The sequence below is a fragment of the Candidatus Paraluminiphilus aquimaris genome, from assembly GCF_026230195.1.
Taxonomy (GTDB): Bacteria; Pseudomonadota; Gammaproteobacteria; order Pseudomonadales; family Halieaceae; genus Luminiphilus; species Luminiphilus aquimaris.
This window is the reverse complement of sequence record NZ_CP036501.1, coordinates 688,105-704,922: the sequence shown is the minus strand read 5'-3', so window position 1 is coordinate 704,922 and position 16,818 is coordinate 688,105. Positions and strand designations below refer to the sequence as shown.

Below are 16,818 nucleotides of genomic sequence, written 5' to 3'. Positions count from 1 at the left end.
TCAGCCCACCAGCCCTGGAATGTCCATGAAAAGACGCTCGGTGAACGTGACGATAATGCGTAACATCCAAGGCCCAATGATGAAGAGCACAATAACCAGAGCAAGAAGCTTCGGAATGAAACTAAGTGTCATCTCTTGAATCTGCGTGGCCGCCTGAATGACCCCGATGAACAGGCCGACAGCCAGCGCCGCCCCTAACATTGGTCCGGCCAGAAGCACAGCAAGCCAAAGTGCCTCGCGACCAATATCCAGTACCGTTTCAGGCCCCATGATAAATCACCTACAACGCGAAGCTGCTGACAAGGGTGGCGGAAATGAGTGACCAGCCATCAATCAGCACGAAAAGCATGAGTTTAAAAGGTAGAGAAATGATGATGGGCGAGAGCATCATCATGCCCATAGACATCAGCACCGCAGCCACAACCAAGTCGATCACCAAGAACGGCACAAACAACAAAAACCCAATTTGAAACGCGGTCTTTAGTTCACTCGTCAAGAATGAGGGCAAGAGGACGAATAACGGTACGTCGTCCTGCGAGGCAAATGCGCCGTAACCACCTAACTCAGCAAACATCGCCAGATCTGACTCACGTGTTTGCGTGAACATGAATTCACGAAGTGGCACCTGCGCCGTATTCAGAGCGTCCTCAAACCCCATTTGACCATCGAGGTATGGACTCAGAGCCTGTGCCCATATGAGGTCAATGACTGGGGACATTACAAATAAGGTAAGAAAGAGTGAGAGACCCAAGATGATCTGGTTAGAGGGCGTCTGTGCCGTACCCATCGCCTGACGAAGTATTGCCAGCACTATCAAAATCCGCGTGAATGCCGTCATGGTGATCAACATGGCCGGCAGCAGAGTCAGGACAGTCATTACCATGAGTATCTGAATGCCCAGCGCGTATTCGGTATTACCGTTTGGCATAGGTGAAGAGGTCACCAGTGGAATCGTCTGGGCTGCGGCAATGCTCGGTAAGAGTACGAAGAGCAGGGCCAGAGAGAGCTTAAGGAACCTCACTGATCCGCTCCTGTTTTTCTCGTCGCCACCTTCCACACGTCAGAGAAGCTGGGAGACGCGGAAGCAGCTGACGTCACCGCGGGCTCATCAAAGACGTGCAACCTTCGGACGTTACCAGGTCCGACGCCTAATAAAATCTGTTGCTCGCCCACCTGCAGTAAAACAGCACGCTCTCGCTGACCCACACCCACACTGGAAATGACGCGAAGATCACCACCGATTGAAGCACTCACACCATTGAAGCGCTTGAGCATTACCAACACGACCACGAGCAGTAAAATAACCACTACGAACGAGCCGACTACCTGCAAGAGGTAATCGCCGGTAAACAAAGTACTCGGCGACACCACGGGGGCGGCATCCTCTGCCATCGCGGGCAGCGAGAATAATGTTGTTAAGAAAGCAGCGAAGCGCATGACTAGCCCAGTTGCTCCAGTCGCTCTTTTGGACTGACTACATCAACGAGGCGCAACCCAAATTTACCGTCAGCTGAGACAACCTCACCGCGTGCAACCAATGTGCCATTGATCATAATATCCATTGGCTCAGTCACGCTGCGATCGAAAGAGACCACGCTGCCTGGCGTTAGCGACAGCAACTCTTTAATGGTTAGGCTTTTACGCCCCACCTCTACGGTCATTGTCACCGGCACATCCATCAACATATCGAGATCAATATCACCGGCCGCACCTGTTGGCGCATCGGTCAGCTCATTTGGCACGGCTGTTATTGCGTCATCGTCACTCATGATTCACGCTCCTTAAAATGGGTAAATTGCATTGCTTTTAGTCCTTCATGTGCACCGTAGCGCCCGTGGGCAACAGCACGGCCGTTGAGCAACAGCGCCATAGCATCTGGCTCTTGAATAGGAATCGTCACACCTACCTTCATGGCAAGCAGGCTCTTAATGGTTGTTTCGATGGCATCGATAGAACCGGATAGTTCGACACTGACATCTGTAATGGTCGAACGGAGTTGTGGTTCCCACGTCGCTGCAGCTGGATCTTCCGGTACCGCTTTCTTGGTCGGCACCAAAGCGCTGCTCTGTGTCTCTAAGCTGTCGAATGGAATAAGCAGCTGAACCAGACTTTGGTGTCCGTCTCCAATACTCAGTTCAAAGTCAAAAACGGCGAAGCCCTCATCTTCCGGTATCAGAGCAAAACGGTCGGGCGTGACATCGATATAAAGGTCCGACATTTGCAACGCCAAACGGTCGACCCAAATCTCAGACATGGTGCGCAGATAGTCGCGCGCCACTCTCTCACCGATGCGCTGCTCAGAAGGTGTTACCTTGGCGGTGAGCTTAGGTGGCGTAACAGAGCCACCACCAAAATATTGATTGACCAAAAACGAGAGTGTTTCACCCGATATTAAAAGGTGACTCTCCGCTTCGAACGGCCCAATTTGTGTGCTTACAAGGCACATCCGTTGTGGAAACCCGATAAGCAAGTCTCTCGCAACCGCGTAAGAAGAAGGGCGCGGCTCAACGCCGATCTCAAGATCGAAGGCGCTAGATAAGGCTTTTCCTAAGGCTTCGGCATGGTTGCGGTGAAGCCCCTCAAGCTCACTCCACTTTGAGAGTGTGAGTGACTCGCCAGCACTAAAATCATGAATGCGGAACTCGCCATCATCGAAACCGCCTTCTTGAGCGTGCTCGACAAGTGCCTCGATCTCCTCATCCGTTAGTACCGGTTCGTTGTCGGACTCTTCAACCACTCCATCCCCTATTGCGTGATGTACGCTGTGAAATAGACATCGGCGACTCGTTTTTCTCCCGAGGCACCAATAATTTCGTTAACACGTTGCAAAGTTTTACGTCGCAATGCTTCCCGACCTTCGTAGGTGTTAACCACTTCAAATTCTTGCTGATTGAAAAAGATCAGCAGCCCGTTTCGAATCGCCGGAACATCATTCTCCACCGACTTCATGTACTTCTCTTCGTGACCCACTAATTGCACGGTGAGCTGCAGATGCCGGGTTGCGCCGCGATATTGCATTGCAATTAGCAGTTCTCCGACCTCAGCGTAGAAACGCTTTTTATCTGGATCAAAAACACCCGCCATCGGCTCAAAAAGTGGCGCAGGCGAGGCAGCGTCGCCATCAAGGTCGGCATCGCCCAGCCCCGCATCACCGCCAGCGACCAAACCCAAGGCGGCCAGAACCGGCTGCCCCGTAAATGCGCCGGCACCAAAGCCTACTAATAAGCAAAGCACGGCGACCAAGGCCAACTTGGTAACCGAACTTCCTGACTTTTCGTTTTCAACTGCCACTTCGTCATTCACAACAAAAATCCTTAATCGGTGAGCACGTCGTCGCACCGGCCGTGAGGCTCTGCAACCATCAGACCAAAGCAAAAATATGCTTTAAAATTAATAACTTAAATTTAATATATTAAGGCAGTCAAAACCTTGACGGCCTCATTGAGGGTCAGATTAACCAAAGATGCCACGTCAATAAAACGTTTACGGCTGGAACAGTGCTGTGCGGAGCAAATGAAGGCTATGCGAAAAGATCCACCAAGCGGCTGGGATCAAGAGTAACCGATAGCGTCAAAGCTGAATCGGACGCATCGCCCGTCTCAACCGCCCCTGTGTCTTTAGATCGTGCGTCACCGCTGCGGCTGTCAGAAGGTGTGTGCTGGTTCTGCTCCGAAACATCACTATCTGAAAGCGATAAACCAGCCTGCTCAAGCATTTCGCGCAGTCTCGTTAAACTTGCTTCGATAGCTTGGCGAGCTTGCGGCGTCTCCACAGTGAACGCCACTTTTGTTTCGCTGCCCTCAGTAATGACAGAGACACTCATACGACCGAGCTCCGCAGGATGCAAATTGACTTTAGCCTCGCCCCCGCCCTGACTTTTAATGACACGTAGGTGCGTTGCCATACTTGAGGCAAAGTTTTGCGGTTCCTTGGTAGATAGCTCCAAAGTGCTCGTTGGGCTATTTCCACGTCCAGCAGTAGATTCAGCGGTACCCGAAAGCGCTGATAATGCCGGTGCAATGGGTTGCAAAGGCCGATCCGATTGAGGCTGCTCAGGAGAAAGGAGCCCCGTGAGGTTGTCAGGGTTTGACGTCAGCGCAGTTAAATTTGTTGTGCTCAAGTTCAAGCGTTCAAACGAGCCATCTAGGGTCCCGCGCGAGACAATGGTAGAGAGTTCTGCATTGTGTTGCTGCGCCATTGCCAAGGGCTGAAGCGAGGTGACGGCCTGAGAATCTGAAAGCTTGTTACCTACTTCAACCATAGAGAGCATCACCCGCTCTTCAGCTGAAATTCCGACTTCCGACGATGTTTCGGTCGAATCAGGTGACTCGGATAACTCGGATTCAGCCTCCTCGGCCTCCAACGACTGCGTGTCTTGGACTTCTCGAGAGGAATCTGGGTGGTTACTGCCACCTAACACATTGTCAGATTCGACCGCCCGAGGCGCCATACCTGTCGAGTTCGGTGTTTGTGCAAGGTGGCTTGTCCGTGTTGGCGCAAACGGTGTCTCGCGGTTTGTACTGTCTTGTCCAACCACCTCATCTAATGTTGCGGCAAATTCAGAAGCGCTGGCATCTTTTGCTGACTTTTGATCGAGCTGACCTGGCGCTTTTTTTATGTCCGTAATCAAGGTTTCCATAATCGTATTCATCTGTGATCCCCGAGGTGCGATTACCGCGCCTCTGCAAAAAATGTCTGCGTAGCATGGAGCTCGTCGAGCAAGCGCTGGATGACTTTTTCATCTTTCCTGAAACGAGCTTGGTCTCTGGACGCGCGTAAATTTTTTATGGCATTGAGACGCCGCTTAGTCTCAATCCACGCCGTGCGCTGCTGGTCAAGGACTAGCTCAGCTTGCCCTACTGTTTTCTGCTGACGGCCCACAATCGTATCGAGCTGCGACAAAAAATGGCGGGCGGTTTGGAGTTGGCTGGTGTCAATAACATCACCACCGGCCCCAGTCGCGAGTCGGTAATAGCTGCTTCGATAGTCCATCATCTGGTTAAGCTGGCCCTGCGCAACATCCACCTGAGACTGCGCACTCCCCAAGCGGTTTGCCGCTTCTTTTTCCTGACGCTCGGCTAAGTCTTGTACCAGAGCAAGTTGATCGCGCGACATAAATTACACTACCTGGTCTGCGGCATTTGTGGGACTGACGGATTCATACCGTGCGCCGCAGGCTCTATGGCTTGTGTAACCAAGGACGCATTGGCAACCTGCGATAGTGTGGCGAGCCCCTCATCAAAGCTCACCCGCTCACTGAGCGACTGCGAGACGAAGTCCTTGATCGCGTCTTGGCTACCTATTGCGCGGTCAATTTTCGGGTCAGTACCCATGCGGTATGCACCGACAGAGATAAGATCCTGATTCGCCCGATAGGTTGCGAATGCTTCTTTAAGCAGCCTTGCATTCTCTTGTTGCTCGGCTTGAGTAATCTGCAACATCGACCGGCTAATGGACGCTTCAATATCAATCGCTGGATACGTCCCTGCCTCCGCCATGGTGCGTGAAAGCACGATGTGACCGTCCAAAATAGCACGTGCAGCATCGGCAATCGGGTCTTGTAAGTCATCGCCTTCAACCAAAACGGTGTAAACCGCCGTTATTGATCCTGTGCCAACGTTACCTGCCCGTTCGATCAAATTAGGCAGCGTAGAAAAGACCGATGGGGTGTAACCCCGCGATACCGGCGGCTCACCTGCGGCGAGCCCAATCTCTCGCTGAGCTTGTGCAAAGCGGGTAAGCGAATCCATAAGTAATAAAACATTTTTTCCCTGGTCGCGAAAATGCTCGGCGATTGCCGTGGCCCGCCAACAGCCAGCCACGCGCATCAGCGGTGACGTGTCAGCGGGTGTTGCAACCACTACTGATCTCGCCAACCCCTCTGGACCAAGACTCTCTTCGACAAATTCTCTAACTTCACGCCCACGCTCGCCCACCAAACCCACAACAACCACATCGGCTTCGGTAAACCTGGTCATCATGCCCAGCAGGGTACTTTTACCCACACCAGAGCCCGCGAATAGACCGACGCGCTGCCCCTTTCCAATGGTGAGTAGGCTGTTGATTGCCCGAACACCAACATCGAGTGGCTCAGAGATCGTCTTTCGTGACATGGGGCTTATGGTGTCACCGCGCAGTGGGACGGAGTCGCCCGACATATCCGGCAAACCATCCAGCGGCTTACCCGAGCCGTCGATTATGCGACCCAATAACTGCTCCCCAACGATGACTGACTCACTGTCACCTAGCACGGTTACGCGCGCGCCAGGTATTAAACCCGCAGCAGCGCCTTCACACATTAGAATTAACTCATCATTCTCAAAACCAACAACTTCGGCCACAACGCCTTTCCGATGACCTGTTTCAATCCAACAGCGCGCCCCAATCCTTGCGCGCAAACCGCTCACTTCAAGTCGCATGCCTGAAAGCCGAGTGAGTTTGCCGATAACTTGAGGCTCAGGCGCATAAAGCGAATTGGAGATTGCCGATAGCTTCGCGTTAACACGTGAAAACTGTGCTGACTGGAACGATTCAGGACTAGCCATCTTGGTTGCCACTAAACCGATCGGCGATTGATTGGATACGGTCAGCATCCAGCACAGCCGCCGTCTCAGTAGACGCCTCGGTACTCGAGCTGTTGGCGGTTATCTGCTCTATGAGAGCTCGAATCCGAGATTCAATGGTGGCATCCACTAGCGCATGCCCGCGGGCTACTCGACACCCGCCGCGCAACATAGCGGCATCCACCTTGAGTTCAGCGTGGATACCCTCCGCTTCGAGCAGGCTCTCAAGCAGTGCCTTGTCTGCAGGATTAAGCGTCACAGTGAGTGACGCCTCGCTTTCGGAAAGATGCATAAGCGCCGCATCAAGCGTCGACTTTATAAACTCAGCGTCAGTCGTTAATTCTCTTTCTACAACCGCCCCAGCAAGCGAAATTACAAGCGAAAGTAAGTGCTCGCTTACTTCATTATCCTGATGAGCCATTGGCTTCTTCATTGAACGCCATAAAGCTGCTAATTCTCCGGCTGCCTGTTCGCCGTTGCGTTGTGCCTCAGCCTGGCCTTTTGCAAAGCCCTCTGAGTAGCCTTGTTTCCTAGCTGTCTCGGCAATCTCCTCGAGACTTTTATTACTCGTAGAGACAACACTTATAGTACGCGGTTGCCAACGCTGCACGTTTGACTCAGACATAATCTCGCGCCGCCTTACCGATCATGAGCTCGCCGTCATCGGCTAACTTTTTCGCGGTTCGAACAATCTCTTTTTGTGCCGCTTCAACGTCCGCCAGCTTCACTGGCCCTGACGCATCCATGTCTTCACGCAAAATCTCAGCCGCGCGTTCAGACATATTGTTAAAAAACCGCTCAGCCAGCACATCATCGACCCCTTTCAGGGCAGTCAGTAGGTTTTCTTGCGCCACTTCTCGAACCAATCGCTGAAAGCCCTTGTCGTCGAGCTGCATAAGGCTGTCAAATATGAACATCTTTTCTTTAACGTCATCACTTAACCCTTCATCAACCGAAGTGAGCGCATCCAGCATTTCCTGCTCAAGCTGACTGTCGGTAGCGTTTAAGATGGCAGCGAGGTTATCCGGTCCCATCACCTTTCTCGGCGGTGTTCGTTGCAACTTGCCCAGCTGACTTTCTAGGACACGATCGAGTTCTTCCATGGCTCGCGGATCCAACTCTTCCATGCGTGCTATTCGAAGAATGACATCTTTGCGGATCTCTTCAGGGAGTAACTCCAATACTTTCGCCGCCTGCTCGTCGTATAGTTGAGTCATAACAGTGGCCGCAATTTGAGGGTGCTCCTCTTCCAATACCTCAGCAATGGCCTTGGGTGCCATCCACTGGAGGGCCTCAACGCCATTGTGCTCATCCGGTTTCTCTAAAACCTGCGAGAGTATATTTTGGGCCTTGTCTTGCCCCAGTGCAGACGTCATAACTCGGCGCGTGAAATCTGGCGCCTCGAGTCCCAACGGGTTAATTTCGGCCGAATCTTCGTGAAAATCCGCGAGCACACTCTCAACCTGCGCATTAGTGAGTTTCGATATGCTGGCCATGGCCTCGCCCACTTGCTGGACTTCTTTCGCACTCATGTGACGCATGATCTCAGTTGCGGCCTCTTCACCGACACCGAGTAAGAAAATCGCTGCGCGCTCGGCGCCTTTTAAATTAAGTTCATTAGCCATCTGCTGCTATCCAGTTTTTAACAACATAGGCGGCCCTAACGGGTTGCTCTACCGCTGTATTGCGCGCCATCGCGACACTTTGATGATAGTTGGGCTTAGGGATCGAAGCCGGAGTATCTGCCGGGCTCGACAAAGACAAGGTGTCGCCCTCAGTCGTCGCGTCCGCCATTGCACTTTCGAGGCGCGAAGGCGCGGGGGGCGCAGGAGGCGTGTAGCTTGTTGAGTATCGAACCATTGGGCGAAGCACGGCAAAGATAAGCGCCAATACTGCGAGCGCAGCGAGCACACCCCTCCCAAGCTCCCACACCCATGCCTGCTCCATAAGTCCGAGCTCAGGTAGAGGCTCGAGTGGCGCCGGCGCGACAAAGGGCGAGTTAATGACCTGAACGCTGTCTCCGCGCTCAACCGAGAACCCAATGGCCTCCCTTACGAGCGCCGTGATCTGGTCGATGCGCGCTTGATCAAGTGCTATGCGCTCACCGTTTTCGTCAAGAACGTAATCAACCACCACCGCAACAGATAGCTTCTGAATGGTTCCCGGGACACGCCGGGTGTGCGAAATCGTTTTATTCACCTCATAGTTTCGTGTCTCTTTGAGGCTTTCGCGGTCTGGTACATTTTGGGCAACCTGCGGTGCTGCTGGGTCAGCAGCGGCCTGTTGCTGAGGCGGCTGAGCAACTAAATCGCCCGGGTTTTGACCGCCCGCTCCGCGATTAGTAATGTCCTGTGTGGTTTGCTCCGACCGCAAAACGGTGGTCGGGTCGTAAATTTCGTTGGTGCTCTCGATGCGCGTGAAATCCATGTCAGCGGTCACTTGAGCGCGCACCGCACCGGGACCCAGAATAGGCTCTAAAATAGCCAAAATACGGTCGCTAAGAGAGTTTTCAAATTGCTGCGCCAAACGGAACTGTTCGGAGGTGTAACCAAAGTCCGTGTCTTCGCCTTGGCTCGAGAGTAGCTTACCTCCTTGGTCAACTACCGACACGCGATCAGAGTCGAGATTTGGGATGCTCGACGCCACTAGGTGAATGATTCCAGCAAGCTGGCGGTCGTTGAGCCGAACACCGGGCAATAAATTCACCATGACAGACGCCGACGGCTCGTTGCCACGTCGCATAAACGCGGACTGCTTCGCGATAGCAAGATGGACACGTGCGCCCGACACTGAATCCATCGCAGCAATAGTACGAGACAACTCCGCTTCAACCGCTCGGTGATAGCGCGCTTGTTCCATAAAGCTTGAGAGCCCCATTTGCTGCTCTTCGTAAAGTGACTCAAAACCGACACCCCCGCCATTTCGCGGGAACCCCTCGCTAGCCAGCGCCATTCGCGCTTGAAGCACGTCATCATAGGGCACTTCCAGCAGCCCAGTTCCTGGCTCCATCCGGTATTTAATACCGTTGGTTTGCAGAACATTGATTGCCGTCGCATTGTCGGCCGGAGACATGGCTCCGTAGACTGACTCATAGGAAGGTGTACTCGCCCAGTTCACTACGCCAATGGCCAAGGCCACACTGGCCGCAAAGCCTGCAAGTAGGGACAACTGTCTCGTCGCCGGTTGAGCTGCGAAACCACTTAAACGATCTAAAACGGGGTTATCCGCCATACGAACTTATTCCTTATACCGGCATGTTCATGACTTCTTGGTACGCCGTTAACAATTTGTTGCGCACCTCCGTCATTCCTGTGAATTGAAGACTGGCCTTTTGAGCCGTAATCATTACCTCAGCAAGCGAAACAGATGGATCACCGCTTTCAAACGCCGCTGTTACAGCCTTTGACTCTTGCATGGAGGTGTTTACATCCGCTATCGACTGGGTCATGAGATTTGAGAACTGGGAGCTGGACACCGCTTCAGTCGCGCGCAACTCTGAGCCAATGCTCTGGCCCTGCGCTAGCGTCTGCATGCTGCGCATTTGGGCAAGAACTTGATTAATCGCTACATCACTCATGCTTAAACCTGTTGTTTCAAGGCGCCAAATTTGACGCGTATTTCTGTCAACAGACTAGTTAGCTAACGATGTGCCAATAGATTTTTTATTATAAATTACAGACGCTTAGCGGCTATTCGCTAGCGGCGCGACGAAATTCTGACGAATCCGATTCTTGCTTGATATTGTACTTGCGCATTTTCTCAACGAGCGTTGTGCGCTGTAGGGTGAGAAGCTTGGCGGCGTGAGCATTCACCCAGCCTGTCTGTTCAAGAGCAGAAATAATGAGCGATCGCTCGGTATCGGCCATGTGCTCCTTCAAGTTTATCGGCTCTTCAATATGCACGGGTGTTGGAGGTGCGACAGGGACTGTCGGAGGTGGCGCGAATAAAGCCGTTAGATCCTCAGGCTCATTATCCAGCCATTGATCATGTAGCGGTTCGAGATTCTCAGGCCTTTCGGCAACTGCGAGCTCAGTACTTTGGTATTTGACTGGTAAGTCAGCCGCAAAAACCATCTCGTCGGTGTTCAAAATAATCAGTCGCTCGATCAGGTTACCCAGCTCACGGACGTTGCCCGGCCACGCATAAAGACGAAGGTGTGCAAGCGCGTCATCTTCTAAGCGGATAGCGCCGCGCCCTTGCGCTGAAAAACTATCGATAAACCGCTGCGCAAGCCCATCGATATCCGCCGTCCGCTCTCTCAGTGCCGGAACGTCTAGCGGGAATACGTTCAGACGGTAGTACAAGTCCATACGAAACTTGCCTTCCTCAACATGCTGCTCAAGATTTTGGTGGGTTGCTGCCACAACCCGCACGTTGCATTTGATGGTTTTTCCACCACCTACACGCTCAAACGTGCGCTCTTGAAGCACCCGGAGCAGTTTGACCTGCATCTCGTAGGGCATGTCGCCGATTTCATCAAGGAACAGTGTGCCGCCTTCGGCTAATTCGAAACGACCTTTGCGGCTAGCAACCGCACCGGTAAACGCACCTTTCTCATGACCAAACAATTCGCTTTCTAGGAGCTCGCCCGGGATAGCGCCGCAGTTCACGGGAATAAACGGTCCGTCTGCACGCTCCGAGCAGTCATGCACCAATCGGGCAATGACCTCTTTACCGGTGCCCGATTCGCCCTGGAGTAAAACAGTGGCTTCGGTGGGAGCAACTTTGGCAACTAAGGAACGAACTTGTGAAACAGCGTCACTGACACCCACCAAACGTCGCTCGAGGTGCTTTAGGTGGCGCTGCGCTGTGGTGTTCTTGGCCGTCACGGTCACGTGTCGATATCCCTAGATTTATCCACATCCGGCGAGGCCGGATGGCTAACACTAACAAGCTATCAAAGCGCATGGAAGCGCGCGCCAGTTTTTTGACGCAAGTATGAATGAGGTCTCACAAATTCCGAGGGAATGTGACTCAGCTCACACAGTGGCGAAGTGTCTCAAATTAAAGCGCTATCAGCCAAGCGAACTGTCTATCACCAACTTTCTGCCAAACCTCAACTTCAACCTTGCCAGCCGAGTTAGCGTTCGTCAAAAAGTCGGGCAGGGTGTAGAGAACGTCGCTTACTGTTACTTGCAAACCGTTCTTTTGAAGCGGGCGGTCCATGACCCTTGCACGCTCACCCACCAATAGGACCACTTGTCTCACTGAATCTTTGTGGGATTTAGTTATCGCCAAAAGCCCCCCTACGGGCAGCCTGTCCAGACCTTTTCGCGCGGCAAGTTGCTTTGCCGTCTGCGCACGTGCCTCACGAGTACTTTCTCTCTTCTCTGAGGGGCTGCTGTGAAGCGCTACTTGATTGGAAGGCGCGTGCCCCAAAACACGAACCGCTCCGGTTTTCTGGTTGATTAACATCTCAGTTGCTAGCGCAAACGGACTGACCACTAAAGACGCGGATAACGCAAAAAGCGCGGCTACCAGAACTTGCGAAGAAACTGTTTTCATCGAACTGCTCTCCTAGAAACGTGACCAATCGATCATGACTTGTGCGCCAAGGCCCGATCGCTCAATGTAATGCGTAACGTCAGGATAACGCTCTAGCAACGCTGCACGGCTCGTCTCATCGTATATGACTGTGCCGTCAGACAGATAAGCGCTGAGCGTGATGTGGCAGTACTGCTCAGCGACACCCTCCCAGCCCGTATTGGTCTCAGGACAAATGTAAAAGCCGCCCTCAAACGAGAAGCGCCCGCCGTAAACATCAGCAAAATCATCTAGCGCATCTACAACCTCTATCACCGGCTCATCGTTGAGATCACGAATGCGGTAGGCAATTGAGGTTTCAGTGGCTGATGAGGGTCTTGGGAAAGTCACCTTTTGGACAAAGTCATCCGCGAGAGTCCCAACAGACAGGGTTGCGCCATAGGCTGACCAGTCACTAACCAACTCACCATTCACAAACCAGTCGATCGCAAACAAATCGGTTGGGAGACGCGCTGAGTGCGTTACCACTAAGCCATCGGACGAGGTTTCAGGGAGCGTGACGTCAATGGATTTGGCGCCCTGTAAATGGATAGCGCGAAGGTATTGCGCTTCCTTTGCCACAGGGTCGTAATTGAAGGCGTCGGACACCGTTCGGAACTCCAGCCAATCGGCAAACTCAGTACCCGAAGTGTAGTCCCCGTTCATGATGCTGTTGTAAGAGGTCCTAAAACAATTTTTGTCGTGGTAGTAACAACCCGCCCAATAACCCACAGCATCGTTTGTCTTATTGTCGGTCGTGTTCCAACCGGGAACCGAGGTCGTTTCGAGAAATTTGTGCTGCCACTTGACCTTCTCGTATTCATCTTCGGTCGAGATGTCGGTGTACCAAAAATCCACCGTGCCCCATAAATTGGAGAAGTCATTCGCCGGAAGACCGTTAGGCTGCTCTGCCAAGAAGTCACTGGTGTAGTGGTCGCCCAGCCAGCCAAACGAGTGTCCTAGCTCGTGCTTTAAGACCCACAACATCTCGTTCGGGCCAAAGGCATCGGGCTCGTTGCTCGCGCTCACTAGCGGCTGAATATTGTAACGACCCATCGCAACGCCGCGTCCTGGCACGTCAGTCAGAACCGAAAAGATATCGGCCGTGAGAAGTACGTCCGCAAAGGCGTCATAGAGCTCTAAGTCTTCCAAAAATGGGATTGCCTGACCGGCCACATCGCCAATGCAGTAGATGGTCTCGTCAACACCGTCACAACCGGTGGTGACCTCAATAGGATCTGTCGCGCCAGGAGGAAAATCGATCACAATAAGATTGAAAAGCTCGTCAATAAGCGCCTCGCGACTGGTATCACCTTCCGGTAAGAACTGGTCGTAGAAATAGGCCAGTGCCTCCCAAGAGGCTGCCAGCAAGGCCCCATCAGAGATGCCGTCGAGGTAAACGTAATGATCAATTTGCCGGTTTGGGTTTCGCACATCGCCAAACAGCTGTGTTACTCGCGCACGGTTTGGGCTGTTCGCCATGATTTGCGCACCCCAGAAATCGAGACTGGCCTCAGCCTCATTGGTGCCGTCGGTCACTGAAAGCGTCGCATTGCTGGGGCCTGCAACATAATCTGCAGGCACACTCAGCGTGACGGTAGTTTCTGTCACCTCAACAGTCACCGAGGTACCGTCTAGTGTGCCGCTGTAAGCAAGCTCACTCAAAGCCGTATCCACATCGGAAACCGTTGCCGTTACTTCGAAGTCAGGGTCGGCCCAAAGAACATCCAGTCCAATGTCAGTGGGTAATCCATTGGCTGTCAGGGTAATAACCGGCGCGTCATTAATAGGGCTTACCGAGACGCTGTAGTTTGCAAAGGCAGTGATGCCTTCGGCAGACGCGGCAATCTCAAAGGTGTCACTACCGAAATAGTCCTGTGCCGGCGAGTAAGTAAGCTCAGCACCGTCGAGCGCTACGCTGCCATTTACGGCCTGCGTGCTAATGGAATACACCAATGACTCGAGCGCATCGCGATTGGTGGAAAAATTGTCGATGGTCACGGAAACCATCAGGTCTTCCGCCGTAGATAATGCACTATCGGTGGCAGCGACCTCTAGCACGGGCAATACCTCAACGCTCACGGCGCGGCCGTAAGCCTCACCCTCTCCACGACAGCTGATCGAATACTCAACGGTTCCAGCGCCCTCCGGTGTAACGGTCTCACTCCCAGAAGCCGATTTACCCCCTGACCAGCCACCCGAAGCGGTGCAGCCTGTGGCATTGGTGCTAGACCAGTTAAGGGTTATCGGGTTACCTGCCACAACAGTGAGTGGCGAGGCGCTGAGCGAGACAGTGACATTAGGTTGCCCATCGCTGCTTCCGCAGCCTGACAGCAGCGCCGCAGCAACACCCATAAACCATCGGGTCATACTCATAAAACCCTCTTATTTCTTGCGTGTATTTCACGAGTCGGCGAGCACATTGGCAATTAACCGATCAGCCAAAAAGCGCAGCGAACCATATCTCGTTACTCAGCCTCTTTGACATCAAGGTAATGGCCAATCGACCGACTCGGCGTTTGCGAGGAGCCTGTATTTACGCTTTTGAGTTCCATGCTCTTAAGCAGGTCACCTTTCGCAAAGCGAAGTAACTCCGTCAGCTCTTCGTTCATATGTAGTAAGACTGCCAGCGCCTCGGCAAACACCTCGGAATATTCAGGCTTTACGGGCTCAGCAAAACATTGATCTAACAAAGCACGGCGACGCACTTCGTCTGTCGTGACGCTCTCCCACTCGTTAGCTTGCGCAGCGGCAAGCATCTCGCTGGTAATGCCAATAATTGCGGCCAGTAGCCCAGGGGGGCCGGCCACACGCTCGTTAGCCTCGCGAAAAATCTCTGCTCGCTCAAACATCATTACTGGGCAGCCTCGTTTTTCATCATCTCTGACCAGGCGTCACGCACTTCGGTCATTAAGGAAATGACTTCTTTGATCGCCGTGGTGTCGTTGTTGATATTGGCGCTTAACAATGTCGTGACCATGTAGCGATAAAGGCCACTCAAATTGTCTGCAACTTCCTGTGCTTTGTGCTCGTCTAAAACCGCCGTCAGGTACTCGAGAATGCTGATGGTCTGGCTGATGAGTTCGCCCTTCTTAGGAATGTCACCCGACTCAATGGCTGTTAACGATTGATTAAGTCGAGATGAGACACCATCGAACAGCATCGAAATCAACTCAGTGGGCGAGGCGCCCTCAATGGCTGAATGAACTTTTACTTCTCCGTAAGCCGCTAATGCTGCCTGTGTCATCGTAACTTGCCCCTTTTGAATTTAATTAACGACTGCCGCTTTGCCGCAGGTTTGCAAACCCTGGCAATGCGTCTAATTGCGCCTTGAGCATGTCGCCGGTTGAGGTGATTTCACCCAGCAACAAATCCATGGCATTGAATTTTCTTAACGTTCGCTCTTCGAGCGCTAGCATTCGGGCATCAAATACCGCCCGGTCTTTTTCAATATCGACAATGCGCGCATCGAGCGCTTCAAGCTTCTCAGGTAACAAGCCGGTAGCATCCAAAAAGCCATCCATCAGCTCGTCAAGTTGTACCGCCAAGCCTTTGTGAGTGGTCCCGGAGACCGTCTGCCCAACAAACAATTTTTCAATCGAATCTAGGTCAGTCCGCACCGCGGTATCAAGTTTTGCGTTGTCAATTTTTAGCGACCCGTCGGCCTGGAGCGTGACACCTATGTCAGTCAGCGCATCGTAATTACCACCGACATCTGAATACGTACCGGTGACCAGCCCTCGCACCTGCGACAGCATGGCGCGAGACATCGCGTCGCCTTGAAGTGAACCCGCCTCGCCAGTCGTTGCGTCGTATTTGATGAGTGATTTTGCACTGCCTACGTAAGAGTTATAGGCGCTTACAAAACTCTCTACAAAGCCAGTAATCTTGCTGCTGTCTCGGGTAACTGATACTGAAACGGAGCTCGTTGTTATCGAACTCAAGGTAACGTCCACACCGTCAACAACGTCTGTAATTTGATTAGTAGAAGACGTGAGCGACAGGCCATTTAAGGTAAACGCCGCGTCTGCTGCACTGAGTGACTGCGAGAGATGAGCCTCATTAGCGTTATACGCCAGCTGACTAAGCCCAGCATTGTCGCCGTTGCTACTGTCCCCATCGTTGGCTACCGAAATCGATATCGTATTAGCGGCGCCTGTTGCATCCGCGTTGATCATCAAACGATAGGAAGCGCCATCTTTCAATATTGAGGCGGTCACTCCGGAGTTTGAGGCATTGATAGCATCGCGGACTTCCGCAACCGTGGAATTTGACGCAACAGTAATTTCTGTCGCAGAGCCGGTGCCAACTTTAATGGAGAGTGTCCCCGAACCGACAACCTCGGTTGTTGCGGCAAAGGTGCCTGAAACCAACGAGTGTGCCGAGGCAAGCGCTGACACATTTACAGTGTATGAGCCTGGCTGTGCGGCGGATGAAGCCTCAACGGTTACGGCGCTTGCGTCCGTGGTGCTTGCTTGTGTGGCTTTTAGTTTTGAAGCGTCGGCCAGTGACGTAACGTTTGCGCGTATCGACTCTAACTGAGTCTGCAAAATGCCAAATCCGCTAACGAGTGTGTCGACTTCAGCGCGGCGCGCATCGACACGAGCCATCAGCGGGAGCCTCTCGGCATTAACGATTGCAGTCACTATGCTGCCAATGTCGAGGCCGGAACCAATGCCTGTGCTGGTCAGCATGACGCTCTCCCTAAAGTCGACACTCAGAGGGGTGTCGG

General features: G+C 52.8%; 19 protein-coding genes. All 19 read right to left on the bottom strand.

The window, feature by feature from the left end; genetic code table 11:
* Positions 1 to 270, bottom strand: coding sequence for a flagellar biosynthesis protein FliQ (gene fliQ / locus E0F26_RS03215; RefSeq protein WP_279242609.1), 270 nt, complete (start codon positions 268 to 270; stop codon positions 1 to 3).
* A 10-nt stretch (positions 271 to 280) separates the two neighbouring features.
* Positions 281 to 1,021: a flagellar type III secretion system pore protein FliP gene (gene fliP, locus E0F26_RS03210; protein WP_279242608.1), complete on the bottom strand. Its 741-nt coding sequence runs from the start codon at positions 1,019 to 1,021 to the stop codon at positions 281 to 283.
* Positions 1,018 to 1,437, bottom strand: coding sequence for a flagellar biosynthetic protein FliO (fliO, locus tag E0F26_RS03205; RefSeq protein WP_279242607.1), 420 nt, complete (start codon positions 1,435 to 1,437; stop codon positions 1,018 to 1,020). The genes fliP and fliO overlap by 4 nt, the downstream gene beginning before the upstream one ends.
* 2 nt (positions 1,438 to 1,439) lie before the next feature.
* A complete protein-coding gene (fliN, locus tag E0F26_RS03200; protein ID WP_279242606.1) occupies positions 1,440 to 1,769 on the bottom strand; it encodes a flagellar motor switch protein FliN in 330 nt (109 codons plus the stop codon).
* The gene (locus E0F26_RS03195; protein WP_279242605.1) at positions 1,766 to 2,737 is read right to left on the bottom strand and encodes a FliM/FliN family flagellar motor switch protein; all 972 of its coding nucleotides are present in this window, start codon (positions 2,735 to 2,737) and stop codon (positions 1,766 to 1,768) included. The genes fliN and E0F26_RS03195 overlap by 4 nt, the downstream gene beginning before the upstream one ends.
* A gap of 8 nt (positions 2,738 to 2,745) precedes the next feature.
* Positions 2,746 to 3,303: a flagellar basal body-associated FliL family protein gene (locus E0F26_RS03190; RefSeq protein WP_279242604.1), complete on the bottom strand. Its 558-nt coding sequence runs from the start codon at positions 3,301 to 3,303 to the stop codon at positions 2,746 to 2,748.
* A 217-nt stretch (positions 3,304 to 3,520) separates the two neighbouring features.
* On the bottom strand, positions 3,521 to 4,651 hold the full coding sequence (locus E0F26_RS03185; RefSeq protein WP_279242603.1) for a flagellar hook-length control protein FliK: 1,131 nt from the start codon (positions 4,649 to 4,651) through the stop codon (positions 3,521 to 3,523).
* A 20-nt stretch (positions 4,652 to 4,671) separates the two neighbouring features.
* Entirely contained in the window at positions 4,672 to 5,115 is a 444-nt protein-coding gene (gene fliJ / locus E0F26_RS03180) for a flagellar export protein FliJ (RefSeq protein WP_279242602.1), read from the bottom strand.
* Between the two features lie 8 nt (positions 5,116 to 5,123).
* Entirely contained in the window at positions 5,124 to 6,545 is a 1,422-nt protein-coding gene (locus tag E0F26_RS03175) for a FliI/YscN family ATPase (protein ID WP_279242601.1), read from the bottom strand.
* Positions 6,538 to 7,188, bottom strand: a complete 651-nt coding sequence (locus tag E0F26_RS03170) for a FliH/SctL family protein (protein WP_279242600.1) — start codon at positions 7,186 to 7,188, stop codon at positions 6,538 to 6,540. Before E0F26_RS03170 ends, E0F26_RS03175 begins: the two co-directional genes overlap by 8 nt.
* The gene (fliG, locus tag E0F26_RS03165) at positions 7,181 to 8,188 is read right to left on the bottom strand and encodes a flagellar motor switch protein FliG (protein ID WP_279242599.1); all 1,008 of its coding nucleotides are present in this window, start codon (positions 8,186 to 8,188) and stop codon (positions 7,181 to 7,183) included. The genes E0F26_RS03170 and fliG overlap by 8 nt, the downstream gene beginning before the upstream one ends.
* A complete protein-coding gene (fliF, locus tag E0F26_RS03160; protein WP_279242598.1) occupies positions 8,181 to 9,794 on the bottom strand; it encodes a flagellar basal-body MS-ring/collar protein FliF in 1,614 nt (537 codons plus the stop codon). Before fliF ends, fliG begins: the two co-directional genes overlap by 8 nt.
* A 13-nt stretch (positions 9,795 to 9,807) precedes the next feature.
* Positions 9,808 to 10,140, bottom strand: a complete 333-nt coding sequence (gene fliE / locus E0F26_RS03155) for a flagellar hook-basal body complex protein FliE (RefSeq protein WP_279242597.1) — start codon at positions 10,138 to 10,140, stop codon at positions 9,808 to 9,810.
* Positions 10,141 to 10,252: 112 nt separating this feature from the next.
* Positions 10,253 to 11,398: a sigma-54 interaction domain-containing protein gene (locus tag E0F26_RS03150; protein WP_279242596.1), complete on the bottom strand. Its 1,146-nt coding sequence runs from the start codon at positions 11,396 to 11,398 to the stop codon at positions 10,253 to 10,255.
* Between the two features lie 169 nt (positions 11,399 to 11,567).
* Positions 11,568 to 12,068 (bottom strand): hypothetical protein, encoded by a 501-nt coding sequence (locus E0F26_RS03145; protein WP_279242595.1) that lies wholly within the window; start codon positions 12,066 to 12,068, stop codon positions 11,568 to 11,570.
* 12 nt (positions 12,069 to 12,080) lie between these two features.
* Positions 12,081 to 14,462, bottom strand: a complete 2,382-nt coding sequence (locus tag E0F26_RS03140) for an Ig-like domain-containing protein (RefSeq protein ID WP_279242594.1) — start codon at positions 14,460 to 14,462, stop codon at positions 12,081 to 12,083.
* 92 nt (positions 14,463 to 14,554) lie between these two features.
* Positions 14,555 to 14,941 carry a flagellar protein FliT gene (locus tag E0F26_RS03135; protein WP_279242593.1) on the bottom strand — a complete coding sequence of 129 codons (387 nt, stop codon included), beginning with the start codon at positions 14,939 to 14,941 and terminating at the stop codon, positions 14,555 to 14,557.
* Positions 14,941 to 15,333 (bottom strand): flagellar export chaperone FliS, encoded by a 393-nt coding sequence (gene fliS / locus E0F26_RS03130; protein WP_279242592.1) that lies wholly within the window; start codon positions 15,331 to 15,333, stop codon positions 14,941 to 14,943. The genes E0F26_RS03135 and fliS overlap by 1 nt, the downstream gene beginning before the upstream one ends.
* 25 nt (positions 15,334 to 15,358) lie before the next feature.
* Entirely contained in the window at positions 15,359 to 16,780 is a 1,422-nt protein-coding gene (gene fliD, locus E0F26_RS03125) for a flagellar filament capping protein FliD (protein ID WP_279242591.1), read from the bottom strand.
* Positions 16,781 to 16,818 lie beyond the last annotated feature (38 nt).